The organism is Halobacillus hunanensis, assembly GCF_900166655.1.
Classification (GTDB): Bacteria; Bacillota; Bacilli; order Bacillales; family Halobacillaceae; genus Halobacillus_A; species Halobacillus_A hunanensis.
In genome coordinates, this window is the sequence record NZ_FVZB01000007.1 from 540,752 (window position 1) to 562,885 (window position 22,134).

The 22,134-nt window shown below is 41.9% G+C and carries 19 protein-coding genes; 13 read left to right on the top strand and 6 right to left on the bottom strand.

Annotated features, from left to right (window positions below; genetic code table 11):
- Positions 1-102: 102 nt before the first annotated feature.
- The 3 genes from B5354_RS15390 (at position 103) to B5354_RS15405 (ending at position 4,740) form a co-directional block, all read left to right on the top strand.
- Positions 103-771, top strand: coding sequence for a potassium channel family protein (locus tag B5354_RS15390; protein ID WP_079529690.1), 669 nt, complete (start codon positions 103-105; stop codon positions 769-771).
- Positions 772-1,435: 664 nt separating this feature from the next.
- Positions 1,436-2,902 carry an Msr family ABC-F type ribosomal protection protein gene (locus B5354_RS15400; RefSeq protein WP_079529691.1) on the top strand — a complete coding sequence of 489 codons (1,467 nt, stop codon included), beginning with the start codon at positions 1,436-1,438 and terminating at the stop codon, positions 2,900-2,902.
- 116 nt (positions 2,903-3,018) lie between these two features.
- Complete coding sequence (locus tag B5354_RS15405; RefSeq protein ID WP_079529692.1) at positions 3,019-4,740, top strand: pyruvate oxidase; 1,722 nt, start codon at positions 3,019-3,021, stop codon at positions 4,738-4,740.
- 125 nt (positions 4,741-4,865) lie between these two features.
- On the opposite strand, the gene rnjA is transcribed toward B5354_RS15405, so the two are convergent.
- Both rnjA and B5354_RS15415 read right to left on the bottom strand, forming a co-directional pair.
- On the bottom strand, positions 4,866-6,533 hold the full coding sequence (gene rnjA, locus B5354_RS15410; RefSeq protein WP_079529693.1) for a ribonuclease J1: 1,668 nt from the start codon (positions 6,531-6,533) through the stop codon (positions 4,866-4,868).
- Positions 6,534-6,536: 3 nt separating this feature from the next.
- Positions 6,537-6,746, bottom strand: a complete 210-nt coding sequence (locus B5354_RS15415; protein ID WP_079529694.1) for a DNA-dependent RNA polymerase subunit epsilon — start codon at positions 6,744-6,746, stop codon at positions 6,537-6,539.
- Between the two features lie 477 nt (positions 6,747-7,223).
- On the opposite strand from B5354_RS15415, the gene B5354_RS15420 reads away from it, so the two are divergent.
- Positions 7,224-8,000, top strand: coding sequence for a Cof-type HAD-IIB family hydrolase (locus tag B5354_RS15420; RefSeq protein ID WP_079529695.1), 777 nt, complete (start codon positions 7,224-7,226; stop codon positions 7,998-8,000).
- A 61-nt stretch (positions 8,001-8,061) separates the two neighbouring features.
- Here the strand turns inward: B5354_RS15420 and def are convergent, their stop codons facing one another.
- Positions 8,062-8,616 (bottom strand): peptide deformylase, encoded by a 555-nt coding sequence (gene def, locus B5354_RS15425; protein ID WP_079529696.1) that lies wholly within the window; start codon positions 8,614-8,616, stop codon positions 8,062-8,064.
- A 182-nt stretch (positions 8,617-8,798) separates the two neighbouring features.
- Between def and B5354_RS15430 the strand changes: the two genes are divergently transcribed.
- From B5354_RS15430 to lpdA, 5 genes are all read left to right on the top strand, one after another.
- Positions 8,799-9,512 carry a YkyA family protein gene (locus tag B5354_RS15430; protein ID WP_079529697.1) on the top strand — a complete coding sequence of 238 codons (714 nt, stop codon included), beginning with the start codon at positions 8,799-8,801 and terminating at the stop codon, positions 9,510-9,512.
- Positions 9,513-9,922: 410 nt separating this feature from the next.
- A complete protein-coding gene (gene pdhA, locus B5354_RS15435; RefSeq protein WP_079530603.1) occupies positions 9,923-11,005 on the top strand; it encodes a pyruvate dehydrogenase (acetyl-transferring) E1 component subunit alpha in 1,083 nt (360 codons plus the stop codon).
- Positions 11,006-11,008: 3 nt separating this feature from the next.
- Positions 11,009-11,986 (top strand): alpha-ketoacid dehydrogenase subunit beta, encoded by a 978-nt coding sequence (locus tag B5354_RS15440; protein WP_079529698.1) that lies wholly within the window; start codon positions 11,009-11,011, stop codon positions 11,984-11,986.
- 28 nt (positions 11,987-12,014) lie between these two features.
- On the top strand, positions 12,015-13,337 hold the full coding sequence (locus B5354_RS15445; protein ID WP_079529699.1) for a dihydrolipoamide acetyltransferase family protein: 1,323 nt from the start codon (positions 12,015-12,017) through the stop codon (positions 13,335-13,337).
- Between the two features lie 3 nt (positions 13,338-13,340).
- Positions 13,341-14,750, top strand: a complete 1,410-nt coding sequence (gene lpdA, locus B5354_RS15450; RefSeq protein WP_079529700.1) for a dihydrolipoyl dehydrogenase — start codon at positions 13,341-13,343, stop codon at positions 14,748-14,750.
- Between the two features lie 253 nt (positions 14,751-15,003).
- Here the strand turns inward: lpdA and B5354_RS15455 are convergent, their stop codons facing one another.
- Both B5354_RS15455 and B5354_RS15460 read right to left on the bottom strand, forming a co-directional pair.
- Positions 15,004-16,536, bottom strand: a complete 1,533-nt coding sequence (locus B5354_RS15455; protein ID WP_079529701.1) for a glycine betaine uptake BCCT transporter — start codon at positions 16,534-16,536, stop codon at positions 15,004-15,006.
- A gap of 30 nt (positions 16,537-16,566) precedes the next feature.
- Positions 16,567-17,634: an FUSC family protein gene (locus tag B5354_RS15460; RefSeq protein WP_079529702.1), complete on the bottom strand. Its 1,068-nt coding sequence runs from the start codon at positions 17,632-17,634 to the stop codon at positions 16,567-16,569.
- A 145-nt stretch (positions 17,635-17,779) separates the two neighbouring features.
- Between B5354_RS15460 and B5354_RS15465 the strand changes: the two genes are divergently transcribed.
- Positions 17,780-18,646 carry a polysaccharide deacetylase family protein gene (locus B5354_RS15465; RefSeq protein WP_079529703.1) on the top strand — a complete coding sequence of 289 codons (867 nt, stop codon included), beginning with the start codon at positions 17,780-17,782 and terminating at the stop codon, positions 18,644-18,646.
- Between the two features lie 190 nt (positions 18,647-18,836).
- The gene (locus tag B5354_RS15470) at positions 18,837-18,950 is read left to right on the top strand and encodes a GapA-binding peptide SR1P (RefSeq protein WP_079529704.1); all 114 of its coding nucleotides are present in this window, start codon (positions 18,837-18,839) and stop codon (positions 18,948-18,950) included.
- 257 nt (positions 18,951-19,207) lie between these two features.
- Here the strand turns inward: B5354_RS15470 and B5354_RS15475 are convergent, their stop codons facing one another.
- Positions 19,208-20,677 carry an aminotransferase class I/II-fold pyridoxal phosphate-dependent enzyme gene (locus B5354_RS15475; RefSeq protein WP_079529705.1) on the bottom strand — a complete coding sequence of 490 codons (1,470 nt, stop codon included), beginning with the start codon at positions 20,675-20,677 and terminating at the stop codon, positions 19,208-19,210.
- A gap of 163 nt (positions 20,678-20,840) precedes the next feature.
- On the opposite strand from B5354_RS15475, the gene B5354_RS15480 reads away from it, so the two are divergent.
- Both B5354_RS15480 and B5354_RS15485 read left to right on the top strand, forming a co-directional pair.
- Positions 20,841-21,797: an NAD(P)H-dependent flavin oxidoreductase gene (locus B5354_RS15480; RefSeq protein WP_079530604.1), complete on the top strand. Its 957-nt coding sequence runs from the start codon at positions 20,841-20,843 to the stop codon at positions 21,795-21,797.
- Between the two features lie 15 nt (positions 21,798-21,812).
- A complete protein-coding gene (locus tag B5354_RS15485; RefSeq protein ID WP_079529706.1) occupies positions 21,813-22,088 on the top strand; it encodes a UPF0223 family protein in 276 nt (91 codons plus the stop codon).
- Positions 22,089-22,134: the final 46 nt, after the last annotated feature.

Consider the following 22,134-nt stretch of genomic DNA (forward strand, 5'->3'; position numbering starts at 1 on the left):
CCTGGAAGGAACGTTTTCACATCGAAACGAATTCGATCTGTTCTTATCGGTGAATTATGATAGAATATGAATACATTGATTTGAAAAGTTGGAGGATGAAGCATGAAAAAGGACTATGCAGTCGTAGGGCTGGGCCGCTTCGGCGGCAGTATTTGCCGGGAACTTAATAATGAAGGCATGGAAGTATTAGCCTTGGACTTGGATGAAGATAAAGTAAATGAATATAGAGATATTGCTGCACATGCTGTCATAGCAGACTCGACAGATGAAAGTGTGTTAAAAGAACTGGGATTAGGTAACTTTGATCATGTGATTGTTGCGATTGGTGACAACATTTTATCCAGTATTCTAACGACGGTGATTCTTAAGGAACTAGGGATTGCCACGGTAACCGTCAAAGCACAAAATGATTATCATGAGAAAATTTTACGAAAAATAGGGGCGGACCATGTCGTTCACCCTGAACGTGATATGGGGAAACGAATTGCTCATAACATCATCTCCAATAACATTCTTGATTACATTGAATTATCAGATGACCACAGTGTCGTAGAGGTAAAAGCTGGCGAACGAATGAGTGGACAAACACTCGTTGACCTCGACATCCGCGCTGAATACGGCTGTAACGTTGTAGCAATCAAACGCGACAAAGACGTGATCGTTTTGCCAATGGCTACCGAGGAGATTCAGCATAGAGATGTATTAATTGTTATTGGTGCCGATAAAGATATCAGCCGATTTGAGAAAAATTTAGTAGTGGAAGATGAGTGAAACACCTTGCTTCAGATGACGTAGAGAAATAGCAAAACCAGCATAGGAAATCGAGTATGAAATCGCACAGATTTTATACTCGATTTTTTTATGGACAAGATGAGTGATTACATGACTTTAATGTGGTTAAAACCTGGGGGAATTTATCAGGATTTACTCGTTACTTGAGAATACTGGTTAGTTATTTCAGAATCGTGCTGGTTATTTAAGAAACACGAGTCGTTATTTCAGGATCAATGTGGCGGGCGAAAGCAACTCTTTACTTTTTCTGCTGTGATCACTATAATGAAAGTTAACTTCAATAAAAGGAGGATTATTAAAAAATGTATTCGATAAGATTGCGTTTCCCAACTTTGAACTCGTAATTTAATACGTTCAAAGGCTCTGTTATTATGAACAGAGTAAACGGGAGCAGTCTGTCCTTTTTTAATAATCTTCATAACGTATAGAAATATATCCAAATGGAGAAAGGCGGATCACTCTGCCTTTCTTTTATTTATGTTCAATTTACTTTCTTCTTTTGCATGACAGAAGGAGGGCTGTTTGGTGTGGTGTGGTTTTTTGCACATGACACCCAGGATCGATTTCTCTCCGTTTACTCTGAAATCATAGGCAGATGCCTGTGTTTTTTTATGCAGAAAAAGTAAGCGGGAGGAAGATGATCATGGAACAATTAAACTTAGAACTTATAAAAATTGAAGTAACCTTTTTGGATCAATTAGTCCTGGATGTCCCAAAGTTATCGGTGCATCAATTCGATCGTATTGGGATCGTCGGAAAAAATGGCGGAGGTAAAAGTACCTTGCTTAAGGTGATGAATGGAAGTCTAAAACCTAGTAAAGGACATGTCCATCGACTTGTTGATTTTGGGTATTTTGATCAGACAATGAAACCTGAAGAGGGAGAAGTGGACTTTGAGCTGCTCGGAAAACTATCGGTTCAACAACTAGATCTAGAGAAACTGAGTGGTGGTGAGCAAACAAGGCTGAGGTTAGCGCAATTTCTTTCCACCTATCACGAAGGTCTGCTGATCGATGAGCCGACTACACATTTGGATGCTGACGGTAAAGATTTTTTCATAGAGGAATTAAACTATTACTATGGTGCGCTGGTTCTTGTTAGTCATGATCGGTATGTTTTGGACCAGTTGGTAGAGAAGATTTGGGAAGTAGAAGATGGACAAGTGACAGAGTACACAGGGAACTTTTCAGATTATATAGAAACGAAGGAGTTAGAGAAAAGGCAGCAGCAAGAACAACATGACAACTATGTAAAAGAGAAAAACAGACTATTGCAAGCAGCGGAAGACAAAAAGAAAAAAGCGGAGAGAGTAACCCAGGCAAATCAACAAATGACTAAGAAGGAAACGAAAGCAAAGGCAAACAAAATGTTTATGACAAAATCGAAGGATACCAGCCAGAAATCCGTTCACCGTGCGGCTAAAGCTATCGAGCAGCGAGTGGATCAGTTGGACGTTGTAGAGGCGCCGCAAGAACAGGTGCCTATTCATTTCCATCAATCACCCGCTCTTCAATTGCACAATAAGTTTCCAATCATGGGCGACCGCATGTCTCTGACTAAAGGAGGCAGGACCTTACTTCAGGAAGCCAGCTTTCAATTTCCTTTAGGGGAGACGATTGCGATTACGGGAAGTAATGGAACAGGTAAAACAAGCCTTCTGAAGCACATTATGAATGAAGGGAAAGGAATCGACCTTTCTCCAAAAGTGGTTTTTGGACTGTATGAGCAATTGGATTATCGTTTCACGAAATCGGAGACGGTGCACGTTTATATGCAAAACAGGAGTGACTATAACGAGAGTAAGATTCGTGCAGTCCTTCATGCCATGGATTTTACAGGGAATGACCTGAAAAAAGATGTCCAGGATTTAAGTGGCGGAGAAACCATTCGGCTTATCCTGTGCGAACTTTTCTTAGGAAGATATAACGTGCTGGTACTGGATGAACCGACCACATTTCTGGATGTTCATTGTATTGAAGCGTTAGAAAAGTTTCTAAAGTCCTATCATGGAACAGTATTGTTTGTATCCCATGACAAGATGTTTATCGAGCGTGCAGCTGACCGTGTGTACGTATTGGAAGACCAGCAGCTTAAATTGAAAAAAGATTAAACGAAAAAAAAACCTCCAGGGAACTGAACAATCAATTTTAAACAGAGCACCTATGGTTTATCCGTAAGTATTTTAGGATAAAGTGAGATATAGCCTAACTTGGGAAGGATGATAGAATGTCTGCACAACGAACAGGTCAAACACTAGTAGAACAACTCATAGACTGGGAAGTCAATCATGTATATGGACTTCCTGGGGACTCGATTAACGAATTCATAGATGATTTAAGAAAAGAACAGGACAGAATCAAATTCTTTCAAGTACGGCATGAAGAAACAGGTGCTCTTGCAGCATCGGCTTATGCGAAATTGACAGGTAAATTGGGAGTTTGTTTGTCCATTGCCGGTCCAGGCGGAATTCATCTTCTAAATGGTCTGTATGACGCTAAAGGAGACGGTGCGCCAGTACTGGCCATTGTCGGACAGGTAAGCAGTGAAGCAGTGGGAACAGGTGCCTTTCAAGAAGTGAACCTGGAGCGGCTGTTTGATGATGTCGCCGTCTTCAATGAACGAGCTGAAACAGAAACTCAGCTGCCTGATCTATTAAACCAGGCCATTCGTGAAGCTTACGCTAAAAAAGGGGTGGCTGTGTTAGTCGTGCCAGATGATATTTTCTCGAGGAAGCAAAAGAGCGAAGAAAGGCTGACGGCACAAGACTATTATAAGCCGATGATTACCCCAAGGGATGAGCAGCTAAAGGAAGCTCGACAATTGATCGAGCAGTCTGAAAATCCGGTGATCTTAGCTGGGAAGGGAACGAGTGCGGCTCAAACTGAACTTATCGAATTTGCTGAAACGATTAAAGCTCCAATTGTCCTAAGCTTACTTGCAAAAGGAGTCATCCCCGATCACCATCCTTATTGTTTAGGGCACCATGGACAAATTGGCACAAAACCAGCCTATAAAGCGATTAAAGAATGTGATCTGCTTTTATTAATAGGTACACAGTTTCCATATCGAGATTTCCTGCCAGATCATGTGCAAGCGATTCAAATTGATAACGAGCCCGAACATCTTGGGAAATATTATCCGATTGAACTCGGAATTGCGGGTGATGCCAAACAGACGCTCAGCCGTCTCACTAAGTTGATGTCACCAAGAAGTGACAATTCAAACCTAGAAAGGTATCAGGACATGATGAATCAGTGGAGAGTTTCCTTGCAAAAGGAAAAGCGTTCTGAAGAAGATCCGCTGCACGCGCCTCAAGTCATGTTTGAGTTGGAAAAACATATGAAGTCACAAGCTATCGTATCGACAGATGTGGGGAATGTAACGGTGTGGGCATCACGGTTCCTGCCTTTAGTGGATCAGAAATTCTTAATTTCAGGCTGGCTGGCAACGATGGGAGTTGGATTACCAGGAGCCCTTGCCGCTCAAATTGCCCATCCTGATCGTCAAGTTATCGGAATTTGCGGCGATGGAGGTTTCTCCATGGGAATGCAGGATTTTGTAACAGCTGTCAAGTATGAGTTACCGATTAAGATGGTCGTCCTAAATAATAGTAAAATTGGGATGATCAAATATGAGCAAGCTCAAATGGGACACCTTACGTATGAAACATCACTAGGCGAGCTTGATTTTGCTAAATTTGCGGAAGCCTGCGGGGGGAAAGGTTATCGAATTGAGTCTTATGAGGATTTATCGACCCGGATGGAACAAGCATTTTTATCAGATAAGCCGGCGATTATTGATGTGGCGATTGAAGAACAAGCTCCACTGCCAGGGCATATCGACTATCAATCAGCTGTTAATTACTCGAAGTATGTAATTAAACATTTCTTCGAGACAGGTGACATGGACTTGCCTGACATGAGTAAATCCTGGGAACGTTTAAAATAAATATATAAAAAGGTCCGCTAACTTAGTTAGCGGACCTTTTTATGTTAAGTTGGCTAGCTGCAGCACCCAGACACTCAAGGTTTATCCTATTCGTGTCTACCGGGGCGCTTTCACTTTTCGTGTCATCATACTTCCATAATAATCGGAAGGATCATTGGACGGCGTTTCGTTTTCTCAAATAAGAATGGTGCAATCGTGTCAGTGATTTCATTCTTAATCTCAGACCACTGAGTAGTGCGGCGGTCCATAACTTTTTCTACATGAGTACTTACAAGCTTTTGCGCTTCTTTAATCAAGTCTTCTGACTCTCTCATATAAACAAAGCCGCGAGAGATAATGTCAGGACCAGAGGCGATCTTGAATTCCTTCATGTTAATGCTGACAACCACAATAACGAGTCCCTCTTCGGAAAGAATACGGCGGTCGCGCAGCACGATATTCCCAATATCACCGATGCCGCTGCCATCTACATAAACGGATCCGGATGGGATTTTACCTGCAACCATTGCTTCGTCTTTGCCAAGGGCCAGGACATCACCATTATCCATTACAAAGCAATTGCTCGGATCGATGCCGCATTCTTCGCTTAACTTCACATGTTCTTTTAACATCCGATATTCACCATGAATCGGCATGAAGAACTTAGGCTGAATTAAACGCAGCATAAGCTTCATTTCTTCCTGGCTTCCGTGACCGGACGTATGAATGTTATTTAAAGGACCGTGAATGACTTCGGCACCGGCACGGTAAAGTTTATTGATGGTTCGTCCTACACTGATCGTGTTACCAGGGATTGGGGAAGAGGAGAACACGACCGTGTCGCCAGGCATAATTTGAATTTGACGGTGAGTTCCATTAGCAATTCGTGATAGAGCTGCCATTGGTTCACCTTGGGAGCCGGTACATAGAATCACAACTTCGTGTGCCGGCAAACGGTTAAGCTGCTGGGCGTCAATAAACGTTTCCTTAGGTGCGCGGATGTACCCAAGTTCCTGTCCAATTCGAATCGATGATTCCATGCTTCGACCAAATACAGCCACCTTGCGATTATTTCTGACGGCTGCTTCAACGACTTGTTGAAGGCGGTGGATATTTGAAGCAAAGGTTGCAAAGATTAAACGACCATTCTCACGCGTAAATATATCTTGAATGCTTTGTCCGACTACTCGTTCAGACTTGGTGAATCCTGGTACTTCACTATTCGTGCTATCAGATAGTAAAGCGAGTACACCTTCCTTGCCGATCTCAGCCATTCTTGCTAAGTTTGCCGGTTCACCTACCGGGGTGAAATCGAATTTGAAGTCACCTGTATGGACGACGTTACCTGGCGGTGTTTTTACAACGATTCCATATGAATCCGGAATACTGTGCGTCGTACGGAAGAACGATACAGATGTTTTGCGGAATTTAATCACATCATCTTCCTGAATCGTGTGCATCTTCGTATTGCGCAATAATCCGTGCTCGTCTAATTTGTTGCGTAACAGTCCCGCTGCAAGCTTACCTGCATAAATAGGAATGTTAATTTCACGCAGCAAATAAGGAATTCCGCCAATGTGGTCTTCATGCCCATGGGTGATGAAGAGCCCTTTAATTTTGTCCTCATTTTGGACTAAATAGGTGTAATCAGGGATAACATAATCAATTCCTAACAATTCGTCTTCTGGAAATTTGATTCCAGCATCAATGAGGATGATTTCGTCCTGGAATTGAACAGCGTATGTGTTTTTGCCAATCTCACCGAGTCCGCCTAAGGCGAAAACAGCTGTTTGGTCATTTTTAACAAACTTCATTTGTTACACATTCTCCAGTTGAAAATCTTCAGACTGTTTCTCATAAGCCAAGTGATCCTCATCAAGCACCTGGATAAATTCAATATTAATATTATTATCGGCCAATTTTTTACGGACTTCTCTCTCTTTTTCCGCTTCAACGTACATGGCCTTTGTACGTTCACGAACAGGAACCTCTTGTGCGTGTTCCTGGTACAATACTTTAAAAATCATGTTTTTATCGCTCCTTACTAAGAATAGTTTTCTCGATCTTCTGTTGATTATGATAGCACGTTTATTATGAATATGGGAATTCATTCCAAGGTTGAATCAGTCACACTCCGCCATATGACTATTGGTTATTTACGCGTATTTTTTTCGTTCCAAAAGTTTTTTCCAACGTTTTCTAAGCTTTCTTCTAAGACGCTTCATCATGTGCAGCCATCTCCTTTCGTGATGAAGAAAGTCAGCAAAAAACGTTAAACCGCCCAATCCCTGTTATCTTTAGTATAATACGGTTTCGGTCAGAATGAAACAATTACCTTTCATCAATTTCAAATATGTTCCCGAAAAAAGTAACGAATTATGAATATCTTTCGTTTTTCTTCTCAATTATATCCACTCATGCTAAAGTATAGCCAGCGCAGAAAGTGGCTAAAAGTTAAATTACGTATCTTGTATCTTTAATTTGTAGTGAGAGGAATGATGAGTATGGGTAAAATAGCATTTTTTGATATAGACGGAACGCTGTTAAATCATAAGAAAGAACTGCCGGAGAGCACGATTAAAGCAGTAAAGGATCTACAAAAGCAAGGGGTGTACTGTGCGATTGCGACAGGGCGAGCCCCGTTTATGTATAAAGAATTGAGGGAAACCCTCGGCATAAATTCTTATGTTAGCTTTAATGGACAGTATGTGGTATTTGAAGGTAAACCAGTATATGAAAATCCATTACCGAAAGATCACTTAGAAAAACTCTACATGGATGCAGAAGAAAATAACCATCCGATGGTGTTTATGAACCAGGATGAAATGAAAGCATCAGATCGTGAACAAATGTACATTAAAGAAAGTCTTGCCACTTTACATTTTGACTATCCAGCGATTGATGCGACCTTTTACAACGACTCAGAAATTTATCAGTCGTTGCTGTTCTGCGAAGGTGATGAACTGAAATACTATAAATCGAAATATGATGCTTTTGACTTTATACGCTGGCATCCTTATTCTTGTGATGTTCTGCCTAAAGGCGGTTCAAAAGCAGAAGGGATTAAGCAATTAATTGATGCTGCCGGGCTTAAGATTGAGGATACGTATGCATTTGGGGATGGGTTGAATGATATAGAAATGATTCGCGAGGTAGGAACTGGCGTTGCTATGGGCAATGCCGTGGATGAAACAAAAGCTGTTAGTGATCATATCACTGCAGACGTTGATGATGATGGCCTTGTAAAAGCGATCTATGATATCAACTTATTATCTAAATAAAGAAACGCCTGCACTTGCGGGCGTTTCTTTTATTTGGGGTAATTATTGATTTCTGTACCTTTTAGGCATCAGCCGGTTTGGCATTTTCAGGTTCTTTAAAGGGTTGATCCTGATCAATGTGATCGTAAAACATAATGCCATGGAGATGGTCAATTTCATGCTGAAAAACAATTGCAGCATAATCTTTCAGGCGCAGCTTGACTTCATTACCTTCCAAATCAACGGCTTTCACCGTAATCCTCCGATATCTTGGAACATAGCCGGGAACTTCCCGGTCCACAGATAAACAGCCTTCTCCAGAAGAAAGGTAGGTGCGTTCCACAGAGTGACTAATAATGCGCGGATTAAATAACCCATAACTGTAAAACTTATCATTTAAATCAGTGAAATGAACCGCAAGCATCCGTTTATTCACATTAATTTGCGGGGCGGCCAGCCCGACACCCGGACGCAGACCGTAGCGTTCACAAACCTGTTCATCCTGACTATTCTTTAAGTACTCCAGCATATCTGTAAGAATTCGCTTGTCTTCTTCATTTGGCGGAATCTCTACTTCTTCGGTTACTTTTCTAAGAGCGGGGTGCCCCTCGCGTATAATATCGTCCATTGTAATCATCCAATTCATCCTTTCTGAACACCAACATCTAATTCGTATTTTATTTTAACATAGAAAGACCAATGATTATGGTTATGGCAAAACTGGAAAGAAAAAGAAGTCTTTCAATTTAATTTTATTTATTATACTATTGTACATATGATAAAAAAGTCAGCAAGACACCAGTTAGAGGGGGAGAAATTGTGCGTTTGACTAAGGTTGTCTCGTTGCTAGCGGCAACGATTTTTATTTTGTCTGCGTGTTCTGGCCAATCGGCTCAGGAAAAAATATACGATCATTTAGAAAAAGCAGTATCGCTCGAAGATGAGTTTCGGAAGCAGCAAGAACCGCTAAAGAAATTAGAGCAACAAGAACAAGAGTTATACAATCAAATCATTGACTTAAGTATGGACGAGTTCGACCAAATAAAAAAGTTGTCTAAGGAAGCGGCAGCACTAGTCGAAGAGCGAGAAGAAAAACTGAAGCTTGAGAAGGAAAGCATAGACGCTGCCAAAGAGGAATTTGATAAGATTAAACCTTTGATTGAGGATCTGGACGAAGAGCAAGCCGAAGCTAAAAAAATTGCTGAACAGCTTGTGGAAACGATGAATAGCCGTTATAACGCCTATCAGGATTTATATAAGGCCTATCAGAAGGCGCTCGATTTAGATAAGGAATTGTATGAAATGCTTCAGCAGAAGGATTTAACACAAGAAGAACTGCAGCAGCAAGTAAAAAGTATTAATGAAAGTTACAGCGCTGTAATCGAAGCTAACGAACAGTTCAATACCTATACAAAAGAATATAATGAACTTAAGAAACAATTTTATGAAGCGGTTGGACTCGATGTCACTTATGAGGATTCCGCTGAGAGTGAATCAAAAGATAATAAAAATAAGTCAGAAGAAGCAGAATAGAAATAGCGGCCCTAACAAAGGGTCGCTTTTTTCTTGAGTAAAATAATTTGCATCCTCAATCGAAAAAAAGTAAAATTAATACAGCCTTAATAAAATAATGGTACAGAATTCATCATTCGTTTTTAAGGAATTTCAAGAATTAGGTAGTGAATGCTCAACATTAGCAACTATTCGTTGCAGAGTGTTTGACGAATCCCTTCCCCTTGAGCTAAACTACATATGAAAATATTATTGTACCAATAAACATTGCTTTGACAATATAACAGTTTGACTAATTTCGCGCTTATGATTAATCAAGATGTGTTCAGGGTAAAACGTAGTAGAGCAAATAGGTACAGTTTTTTTCGGAGTTTTGGGAATGCTACTCAACAGCATCTATTTTAAATGGAGAAAGGAAGAGGTGAGTGACTTTGAAACGAGTGCTTGAAAATATCGAAAATCAGTTCGAAACGTTTCAAATCCTTAATGAAGAAGGTAAGATCGTAAACGAAGATGCGATGCCTGACCTATCTGATGAAGATTTAAAAGAAATTATGCGCCGCATGGTGTATACACGAATTCTAGACCAGCGTTCTATTGCCCTTAACAGACAGGGACGCCTTGGATTCTATGCACCAACTGCCGGTCAAGAAGCTTCCCAATTAGGAAGCCATTTTGCCCTGGAAAAAGAAGATTTCATTCTGCCAGGATATCGTGATGTACCACAGTTAATTTGGCATGGTCTTCCGCTAACGCAGGCTTTCCTATTTTCCCGTGGCCACTTCAAAGGGAACCAAATGCCTGAAGGAGTGAATGCTGTCAGCCCTCAGATCATCATTGGTGCCCAAATTACACAGGCAGCCGGTGTAGGGTTTGGATATAAGAAGCGCGGAAAAGATGCAGTTGCGATCACTTATACAGGTGACGGCGGTGCTTCTCAAGGTGACTTCTACGAAGGAATCAACTTCGCCGGAGCTTATGGCGCCCAAACGATTTTTGTAGTACAAAATAACCGCTTTGCTATCTCTGTACCTGTTGAGAAGCAATCTGCAGCTGAAACCATTGCACAGAAAGCCGTTGCGGCAGGTATTGAAGGTATTCAAGTAGACGGAATGGATGTTCTTGCTGTCTATGCCGCTACTAAAGAAGCGCGCAAACGTGCTATTGACGGAGAAGGTCCAACGTTAATCGAAACGTTGACGTACCGTTATGGACCGCACACAATGGCTGGTGACGATCCAACAAGATATCGTACAGAAGATATGGATAACGAATGGGAAAAACAAGATCCAATCGTGCGTTTCCGTACATTCCTTGAAGAGAAAGGCCTTTGGTCTGAAGAGGAAGAAAATAAGGTGATTGAAGAAGCTAAAGATGAAATTAAAGCAGCTATCAAAGAAGCAGACAATACACCTAAACAAAAAGTAACGGATCTAATCGAAAACATGTACGAAGAACTTCCATCCAATCTTCAAGAGCAAATGGAAGAATATAAGGAAAAGGAGTCGAAGTAGATCATGGCACAAATGACAATGATTCAAGCCATCACAGACGCGATGCGCACAGAACTTAAGAACGACGAGAACGTGCTCGTCTTTGGTGAAGACGTTGGCCAGAACGGCGGCGTATTCCGTGCAACAGAAGGTCTTCAAGATGAATTCGGCGAAGACCGTGTGTTCGATACACCACTAGCTGAGTCAGGAATCGGTGGTTTGTCCATAGGTCTTGCACTTACTGACTTCCGTCCCGTTCCTGAAATTCAGTTTTTCGGATTTGTTTATGAGACGATGGACGCCATTAACGGTCAAATGGCTCGTTACCGTTACCGTACAGGAAACACGAAAAACATGCCGATTACAGTCCGTTCTCCTTTTGGCGGCGGTGTTCATACACCAGAACTTCACGCTGACAGTCTGGAAGGATTAATGGCTCAACAGCCTGGTTTGAAGGTTGTCATTCCTTCCAACCCATACGATGCTAAAGGCCTGCTTATCCAGTCCATCCGTGATAACGATCCGGTTATTTTCTTAGAACACATGAAACTGTACCGTTCATTCCGTGAAGAAGTTCCTGAAGAAGAATATACCGTGGATCTTGGAAAAGCTAATGTGAAGCGTGAAGGTACAGATGTAACCCTTATTGCCTATGGTGCAATGGTACATTCTTGCCTGAAAGCAGCTGACGCATTGGAAGAAGACGGCATCAGTGCAGAAGTCATCGACTTGCGTACGGTAAGTCCTGTAGATTACGAGACTATTCTCGCTTCTGTTGAGAAAACTAATCGTGCCGTTATGGTTCAGGAAGCTCAGAAACAAGCTGGTATTGCTGCCAATGTCGTTTCTGAAATTCAAGAAAAAGCTATTCTGCATCTTGAAGCACCAGTTCTGCGCGTGACTGCACCTGATACAGTCTATGCCTTCACCCAAGCAGAAGAAGTATGGCTTCCAGACCACAACGATATTGTTGAAAAAGTAAATAAAGTAATGAATTTCTAAACATCTCTACTAATAGGAGGTAATAACCGTGGCGTTCGAATTTAAACTGCCCGATATCGGTGAAGGGATCCACGAAGGTGAAATCGCCAAGTGGTTCGTCAAACCCGGTGATGAAGTAAAAGAAGACGATGTACTTTGTGAAGTGCAAAATGACAAAGCAGTAGTAGAAATCCCTTCCCAAGTTGATGGTACTGTTAAAGAACTGCATGTTGAAGAAGGCGAAACAACAACTGTAGGGACAGTCATTATTACCATTGATGACGGTTCAGAAGACTCAGGCGATGATTCTGCGGAAGAGTCAAAAGACGAGTCCAAAGAGGAATCAAAAGAAGAACCTAAGAAAGATAAACAAGAGTCTTCAAAGAAAGAGAAGAAGGAAGAGAAATCCGAGCAGCCTGCTGCACAAACTGATGACAGCGATGTAGATGAAGATAAACGTGTTATTGCCATGCCGTCTGTTAGAAAATATGCACGTGATAACGACGTTGACATCCGTAAAGTACAAGGCTCAGGGAAAAATGGCCGCGTCTTAAAAGACGATGTGGACAGCTTCCTTGATGGTGGACAAACACAAGCATCTGAAGACAGTGCTGACGAAACAGCAACCGAAGAAACAACAGCTCAAGAGGCGCCGGCAGCTGGTGAAGCTTATCCTGAAACTCGTGAGAAGATGAGCGGTATGCGTAAAGCGATTGCGAAAGCGATGGTCAACTCTAAACATACAGCTCCGCATGTTACGCTAATGGATGAAGTGGATGTATCAGAACTTGTTGCTCACCGTAAGAAATTCAAAGCTGTCGCAGCAGAGCAGGACATTAAGCTGACATACCTTCCTTATGTAGTCAAAGCATTAGTGTCAACACTGAAGAAATATCCAGTCCTAAATACTTCTTTAGATGACGAAACGGATGAAATTATTCAAAAACACTATTATAATATTGGTATTGCAGCTGATACAGATAAAGGATTACTTGTGCCTGTTGTTAAAGATGCAGATCGTAAATCGATCTTCTCCATTTCAAGTGAAGTAAATGAGTTAGCTGTGAAAGCACGTGACGGCAAACTTTCTTCCGCTGAAATGAAAGGTGCATCTACAACGATTACAAATATCGGTTCCGCTGGAGGACAGTGGTTTACTCCAGTTATTAACCATCCAGAAGTAGCAATCCTTGGAATTGGACGTATTGCCGAAAAGCCGGTTGTACGTGACGGCGAAGTTGTCGTTGCTCCAGTACTAGCTATTTCATTAAGCTTTGATCACCGTATGATCGACGGTGCTACAGCACAGCATGCAATGAATAACATCAAGCGTTTACTGAACGATCCACAATTAATCATGATGGAGGCGTAAAGTATGGTAGTAGGAGATTTTCCAATTGAATTAGACACATTAGTAGTAGGTGCGGGGCCTGGCGGTTATGTAGCCGCCATCCGTGCCGCACAAACAGGTCAAAAGGTTACCATCGTAGACAAAGGAAACCTGGGCGGTGTTTGTCTGAACGTTGGCTGTGTACCTTCTAAGGCACTTATTCAAGCAGGTCATCGTTTTGAACATGCCAAAGGTGCAGAAGACATGGGGATTCAGTCTGAAAACACTACTGTTGACTTTTCCAAAGTACAAGAATGGAAAGGCGGCGTTGTTAAAAAGCTGACTGGTGGTGTAGAAGGCTTACTTAAAGGCAATAAGGTTGACATCGTTAAAGGCGAAGTTTATTTCGTGGACAAAAATACAGTCCGCGTCATGGATGAAAAGAACTCTCAAACGTACACGTTCAACAATTGCATCATTGCGACAGGTTCTCGTCCAATCGAGCTTCCGTCCTTTAAATTCTCTGACCGTGTACTAGATTCTACAGGAGCTCTTGATTTAAAAGAAGTTCCTAAGAAGCTGGTTGTAATTGGCGGCGGATACATTGGAACAGAGCTTGGTACGGCTTACGCGAACTTCGATACAGAAGTAACTATTCTTGAAGGCACAAAAGATATTCTTGGCGGTTTCGAGAAACAAATGTCCACACTTGTTAAACGCCGTTTGAAGAAAAAAGGTGTTGAAGTCGTAACGAACGCTATGGCTCAAGGTGTTGAGGAAACCAAAGATGGTGTGACAGTTAAATATGAAGTGAAAGGCGAGGAGAAATCCATTGAAGCCGATTACGTTCTTGTCACAGTCGGACGTCGTCCAAACACCGATGAGATTGGTCTTGAGGAACTTGGAATCGAAATGAGTGATAAAGGAGTCATTCAAACCGATAAACAATCCCGTACAAACATCGATAACATTTATGCAATCGGTGATATTGTTGAAGGATTGCCGCTTGCTCACAAAGCTTCTTATGAAGGTAAAATTGCTGCTGAAGCGATTGCTGGAGAGAAATCTGAGATTGATTACTTAGGAATTCCTGAAGTGGTATTTTCAGATCCAGAATTAGCTTCTGTAGGGTACAGAGAGCAAGAAGCGAAGGATGCAGGATATGATGTACAAGCATCTAAATTCCCATTCGGAGCTAATGGCCGTGCGCTATCTCTTAACGACAGTGATGGTTTCTTGAAGCTGATTACTCGTAAAGAGGATGGTCTGGTCCTTGGCGCTCAAATCGCAGGTCCAAACGCCAGTGATATGATTGCTGAACTTGGTCTTGCCGTTGAATCAGGCATGACTGCTGAAGACTTGGCTCTAACCATTCATGCTCACCCAACTCTAGGTGAGATTACAATGGAAGCGGCTGAGGTTGCAATGGGACAGCCTATTCATATCGTTAAATAATTAGTTATTGTCAGCTCCTAACTCAAATCGTGAGTTAGGAGCTTTTTTATTTTATAGAATTTATAAGTATCCAAGGATGTGAATTTGTACTGTATGTCACATACCGTATCAAACGAAAGATAGTTCGGTGTTGTAGCTTAAGACCCTACAGGAGCATCGAGATTCGCTTAATTAAGCACAAAAACCCCCGTATCACTTGTTTGGATACGGGGGTTTTTGTTGTGTTCATCGGTTGACTGAACGATAGCTATTATTATCTTTTCTTTTTCAGATCTACATTTTTGGCTTCTGATTGAAATTCTTTCATAAGCGAGAAGCACATGAAAATCATAATAAATGTGAACGGGAAGGCTGAGATAATAGCAGCCGTCTGTAAGGCAGTCAGACCGCCTTGCCACAGTAGTACAGCTGCAGCACCTGCTTGAATAAGTCCCCATACAAACTTCACTTGATTGTTTGGGTTAAGGCTGCCGTTTGTAGTCTGCATCCCTAGAACGAAAGTAGCAGAATCGGCAGAAGTAATAAAGAAGGTACTAATAAGCAACAACCCGACAACTGTCATAAATCCGCCAAGCGGAATATGTTGCAGCATAGAGAAAAGGGCTACTTCTGTCCCAAGGTTTTGGACATCTGAGATAATGTCAATCCCATCAAAGAACTCTAATGAAATGGCCGTACCGCCAAATACTGAGAACCATAATGCCCCAAAGATTGTTGGTACTAACAAGACACCTGTAATGAATTCTCTAATCGTTCTACCTTTGGAAACCCTGGCGATAAATGTTCCGACAAATGGTGCCCAGGAAATCCACCAGGCCCAATAGAAGATTGTCCAGTCTTTAATCCACGTGTCGTCCTCAATGAATGGTGTCAGTCTAAAACTCATATAAGGAAGATCCCGCACATATGAACCAAGTGTAGTCGTAAAGAGATCCATTATAAAGCCGGTTGGGCCGATGAGTAATAGCGAGAACATAAGCAGCAAGGCCAAAACGATATTGGCATTACTTAAATATTTGATCCCTTTATTCAAACCGGTCATGGCCGAAGTCATAAATAATACGGTAACAACGACAATTATGATCAGTTGCAGTCCGAATGTGTCCTCAAGTCCATCAATCGAAAAGGAAAGGCCACTTGAGATCTGTAAAGCACCTAAGCCAAGGGATGTGGCTACACCAAAGATTGTAGCAAATACGGCGATAAAGTCGATGAAGGTTCCAAGTCCGCCCTTGATTCGTTTTTCACCAAAGAGAGGAACAAGAGCTGCACTAATAACCCCTGGCGCACCCTTTCTAAACTTGAAGTAAGCGAGAGCTAACGCGAGTACGGCGTAAATTCCCCATGGGTGTAATCCCCAGTGAAAGAAACTATACTTCATGGCAGCTCTGGCAGATTCCTGAGAAGCTGGCTCCATGCCGGGAACTGGTGTTGTGTGGAAGTGGGAAAGCGGCTCGGCTGCCCCCCAGAAAACAAGTCCTATCCCCATACCTGCACTAAATAACATAGCAAACCAAGTAATGTACGAATACTCAGGCTCATCATCCGGTTTTCCCAATTTAAGTTTCCCGTACTTAGAAAAAATTAAATAAATGGCAAAAATTAAAAAGCCAGTTGCTGATAGTAAGTAAAACCATCCAAATTTTTCTGTGAGAAATCCTTGTACATTTGAGGTTATGTTGGATAAATTCCATGTAGGCAGTACTTCTTTAGGAATTACACCCCAAATGATAAAAAGTACAGATACAACTAAAGAAATGTAAAACACTTTAGATACCTGTTTCACAATGATCATCCTTTCTATTCATATGATGTCTTACGTAGAATCACTTGATATGACAGTCTCTTTGTACTTGACCGATATTCTCTCCAATTCCTCCAACACATCGTGAAAACAAAGTAATTCGTACATAAGAATGGTTTGAGGCGGAAGCTGGTGCTTAAAGTTGCCGGAGTACTCTACATGTAACTCCTTCCACCTCCAAAATAAGTTATCGAGTTTCTCAACTTTTTCGTATTGGGCTTCACTTATTTTGTGATCCTGATTTTCCAATGTCTCCGCAAAGGACTCGACAATCTCCTTGAGCAGTGTTCTTTCTTTTGTATTAAAATCATCAGGTTGAACACGTGCATACTGTAAATTGCCTAGGTGGTAAGTTATTTGTTGAAGAGCGGCCAGCTTTTTTTGCGAAAGCTGGAAAGCTCTCATTTGCTCAATTGTATGACGGTGATATTTCCACTCTTCCCTTTGATATTGCGACAACTGAAACGCCTTTTCCAGTCTTGCTGTTAACTGACGATAAGACCGTGAAATATTACGAGTGTTTTCGTTAGATTCTCCCTTATTGATTGAAATTATGCGAGTGGTTAATTGTGATGTGTGAGAAAACAAATCGTAAATAATTTTATCGATAACAGGAAAATAGTTAGGTGGCATCAGGAAAAAGTTAACAAAAGTTGAGACGATGATACCAATAGATGTAGTACCCAGTCTGGTAATAAATGAAACAAAATAATGATCCTGAAATTCCGGAATCATGGCTGTAGCTGTAATAGCAGCAACAATAATTCCATCATCTAGTTTTAATTTGTGACAGATAGCTATCGTTAGCATAGCCGCCAGAGCATAAGTAATCGCTTCTTTTCCCAGGAGGGCATAAAAGCTTGTTGCTAATAACGCTCCTATTGCTGATGCAGGAAAGCGAACCATAGCTTTTTTGATGGAATCTGCCGCTGTATGTTCGATTGTAACAATTGCCGTTATAACTGCAAAAATTATCGGGAAATTAAAAAAACCACAAATAAGTGCGGTTATGAACACGGAAACACCTGTTTTAATTGTCCGACCACCTAATAAATTGAAATCTTTAAAAGGTCTGAGCATTCTTATCACCTGTAGCTTTCAAGTGGTTGCCAAGTCACAATATGTAATTATATCTTAAAATTTATCAAAACGATAGTAAAAATGGAAAACAATATACTATAATATAGAAAGTGGAAATACATAACAGCTTTGGGGGTCTTTTTTTATGAAACAAATGGTAGGGGTATTGTTGTTGGCCTTATTACTTACGGCTTGTGCGGGTGGACAGGCCGAAGAAACACAGGGAAGTAAGCAGCCGGAGACGTCCGAAACAGACGAAAAGGCTGCTGAACAACGTAATGGGGAGAGTGATAAGGAAACTGATGAAGAATCAGAAGATAAGAACTCTCAATCAGAAGCTGATGAGCATAAAAAAGATGAAACAGTGGTAGCTAATGCCGTAGAACCTAAATACGAAATTACAGATACTTGGTCGTTTAAGCCAATTGATCAGGCAAATGAACAAGTTGCGCTGCTAACCTTTGATGATGCACCTGATGAGCATGCGTTGGAAATAGCTAAAACATTAAAAGAGCTGGAGGCACCAGCGATCTTTTTTGTAAATGGGCATTTTCTGGACACATCAGAAGAGAAGAAGGTTTTAAAGCAGATCCATGAGCTTGGTTTTGCCATCGGAAATCATACAGCAACTCATACATCACTGCCTACGTTGTCTAAGGAGCAGCAAAAGCAGGAGATTGTTGGACTTAACGATAAGGTAGAAGAAATTATTGGTGAAAGACCGCAGTTTTTCCGGGCTCCTCATGGACAAAACACAGAGTATTCCAAACAGCTGGCAGCTGAGGAAGGAATGCTTGTGATGAATTGGACCTATGGATACGATTGGAATGCAGAATATCAGGATGCCGAACGACTGGCCGATATTATGGTCAACACAGAACTTCTTTACAACGGAGCAAATTTATTAATGCATGATCGGGAATGGACCGCGAAAGCAGTGCCGGAAATCGTGAAAGGCTTGAGAGGAAAAGGGTATGAATTATTAGACCCTTCCTTAATTAAAACTCCTTAAATCACAGGAAGAACCAGAGATGAAGGTTGTCTTTGGTTCTTTTTTTTTACGGAATTTCGTAAACTAAAAGGGGAGTTTATTAGTATGACACATTTAATAAAAAGTTATACTTTTGGGGTTGATTTTTTTAATGTGTCATATTAAAATAAATGTACAGTGAAACCGATTACAAAAAAGGTGGGGATACAATATGGGTACAATCGTATGTCAGAACTGTCAAAAGGTTATTGAGCATTTTGAGAATGAAAAGGTATCAACCCTTTACAGTAAGTGTCCTTCTTGTGATAAAGCCAAGAAAAAGTAACAGAAAAATCCACTCACCTCAAAGGAGAGTGGATTTTTTATTGAAACAATCGTATGATATCAAACAGTTGCCAGGCTCAACTCAGCCGCAATGGAAGGAGATTCGGCCCATAGTGAAAGACCAAAGGATCGTTTATTCTACCGAAAGTCTAAACTTTTCTAACATAACCGGGGTTGTTGTACCCGTAAACGGATGGATTCTTACTTTAAGAAATTCACACAAAAAACGTGCCTGCTCAACCTGAGCGGCACGTTTCTTTAATAGATCGCTTTGTGTTCCTTAATTACCCGCAGGGTTTCTAGTGTATCATCTTCCGGTCCCTGAACAGGCAAGCCGGCTTTGACATTTTCACGAATATAGTGGAGGTTATCGTCTGTAATAATTTCACCAGGAATAAAAATGGGGATCCCAGGCGGGTAGACCATAATGAATTCAGCACTGATTCTCCCGACCGATTCTGCAAACGGCACAATTTCCGTTGCTGCATAGAAGGCATCGCGGGGAGTTAAAGCCAGTAACGGAATCTCGGGCACTTGAACCGGGACATGCTTGTACTCAAATGATTGCGGATGGCTTGTTACAAGCTCTTCTAAGGCCGCGATGAGGCGGTGGATATCCCGCTCCTGATCTCCTGGAGTTATGATACATAGAATGTTATAAAGATCTGATAGCTCTACTTCAATATGATGATTTTCCCGCAGCCACACTTCAACATCGTATCCTGACAGTCCAAGGTTCTTTACTGAAATAATCAGCTTAGTTGGGTCGAAATCAAACGTGGCATCACTTCCTAACAATTCTTCCCCTGGACAATGGAGAGCTGTGAGTTTGTTAATTTCATTTCTTGCGTAATCAGCGAGCCGAATTGCTTCTTCCAGCAGTTCCTCCCCTTTTACTGCTAACTGACGCCTCGCTGTATCAAGGGAAGCAAGTAACAAATAGGAAGTGGAGGTCGTTGTCAGCATAGACAGTACAGCTTGAACGCGTTCACGAGAAACGAGCCCTTCACGCAGGTTGAGGACAGAACTTTGGGTTAGTGCCCCTCCCAGCTTATGAACACTTGTCGCTGCCAAGTCAGCACCCGCTTGCATCGCTGAAGCTGGGAGTCGTTCGTGAAAATGAATGTGAACTCCATGGGCTTCATCTACCAGGACAGGTATATCAAAGGAGTGGGCGATTTGCACAATTTGAGTTAAGTCCGCTGATATTCCAAAATAGGTTGGGTTGATTACGAGCAAAGCCTTAGCATCCGGGTGCGCACCACACGCTTTTTGAACGGCCTCGGGAGTGATTCCGTGTGAAATTCCTAACTGCTCATCCAGTTCAGGATGAATAAAAATTGGTGTTGCGCCAGAAAAAATGATAGCTGTCGTCACAGACTTATGAACATTACGCGGTACAATGATTTTGTCACCAGGCTGGCACACACTCATGACCATCGTCATGATCGCGCCGGATGTCCCTTGTACAGAGAAAAAGGTATAATCGGCACCGAAGGCTTCGGCAGCAAGAGTCTGGGCCTCATCTATAATTCCATGAGGGTGGTGTAAATCGTCTAATGGTTCAATATTTATTAAATCAATAGAGAGCGCATGGTCTCCCATAAAATGGGCAAATTCCTGATCCATTCCCTGTCCCTTTTTGTGACCAGGGATATGAAATTGAGTTGGGTTCTTTTCAGCATGCTGCTTGAGCCCTGTAAATAAAGGCGTAAGATTTTGATTCAAGATAATCACCTCTTTAGTAAGCATGAAAGCAAATGAATTATAGCAGAGGAAAGCCGTTGTGGCTAGTTTTTTTATAAGGGGAAGGGGAGCTGGAAAAGACAGACAGTTTTCTAGAAAGTCTGATTCCATACATGGTAAGATAAAATGAGGAGGGGATGAAATGATGGAGTGGAATAATCGTGTCACCGAAACATTAGGCATTACTTACCCTATTATTCAAGGGGGTCTGGCGCATTTAGCGTACGCTGAATTAGCGGCTGCTGTTTCCAATGCTGGAGGACTTGGCCAGATCACGGCTATGAGTATAGGGCAGCCTGAAGAGCTTCGTGGGGAAATACATAAATTAAGACAGTTGACCGACCAGCCGTTTGGCGTTAATTTCGCTATTGGCCAGCACGGTCGTCCATTTGAAGACATGGTGCAAGTCGCGATCAATGAAGAAGTGCCGGTTATTTCCGTGACCGGGGGGAATCCTAAACCTGTCATCGATATGGTGAAAGAAACACCGATTAAGGTATTAGTGTTAGTAGCTGCCAAACGACAGGCAGTGAAAGCGGAAGAACTTGGCGCAGATGCTGTGATGGTGGTAGGTCACGAGGGCGGTGGACACTTAGGAAGGGCAGACACGAGTACGCTTATCCTTACCCCGCAAGTTGTTGAAGCGGTATCCATACCTGTGATTGCATCGGGCGGAATCAGTGACGGGAAAGGTTTAATGGCTGCTCTGGCGTTAGGTGCTGAAGGAATTGAAATGGGAACCCGATTTATTGCAACGAAAGAATGTGTGCATGCTAATGAAGCCTACAAGCGTGCTTTAGTTGAATCCAATGAAAGTTCTACTGTTGTCATTAAGCGTTCAATAGGGGCACCAGCAAGGGCTTTGAAAAATTCCTGGACAGAACAAATTTTAGAGTTGGAAAAAGACAATCCTGGTTATGAAGGTTTAAAGTCGTACATTAGCGGAGAAGCCAATAAACGCTATATTCATAAAGGCGAAGAGGATGGTTTTGCCTGGGCCGGCCAGGTGGCTGCTCGTATTGACGATGTGCCTTCTGTAGCAGAGTTAATGGACAGAATCATAACCGAAGCAGAGGCTATTCGAGGCAAATGGTCTAAATAGAAAGGGGGGCTGACCGTGAGTTATAACTACCCTATAGATGAGATCTACTGGTCAAAAGAAGAAATCATTGATGTGGTAAATTTTTATTCATTAGTGGAACAGGCTTACGAGTCAAGCGTTAAGCAGGATGAGTTGTTACTTGCTTATACGAGGTTTAAGCAAATTGTGCCATCTAAAAGTGAGGAAAAACAACTCTGCGGCAAGTTTGAGAAAGAGTCTGGCTATTCCTGTTATCGAACAATCAAGCAGGCTAAGTCAGCGTCAGCGGGCGAGAAGATCAACATGTCATAGCAATCATAAAGAACGGCGAGGGGTAAAGCTGCCCCCGCCGTTCTGT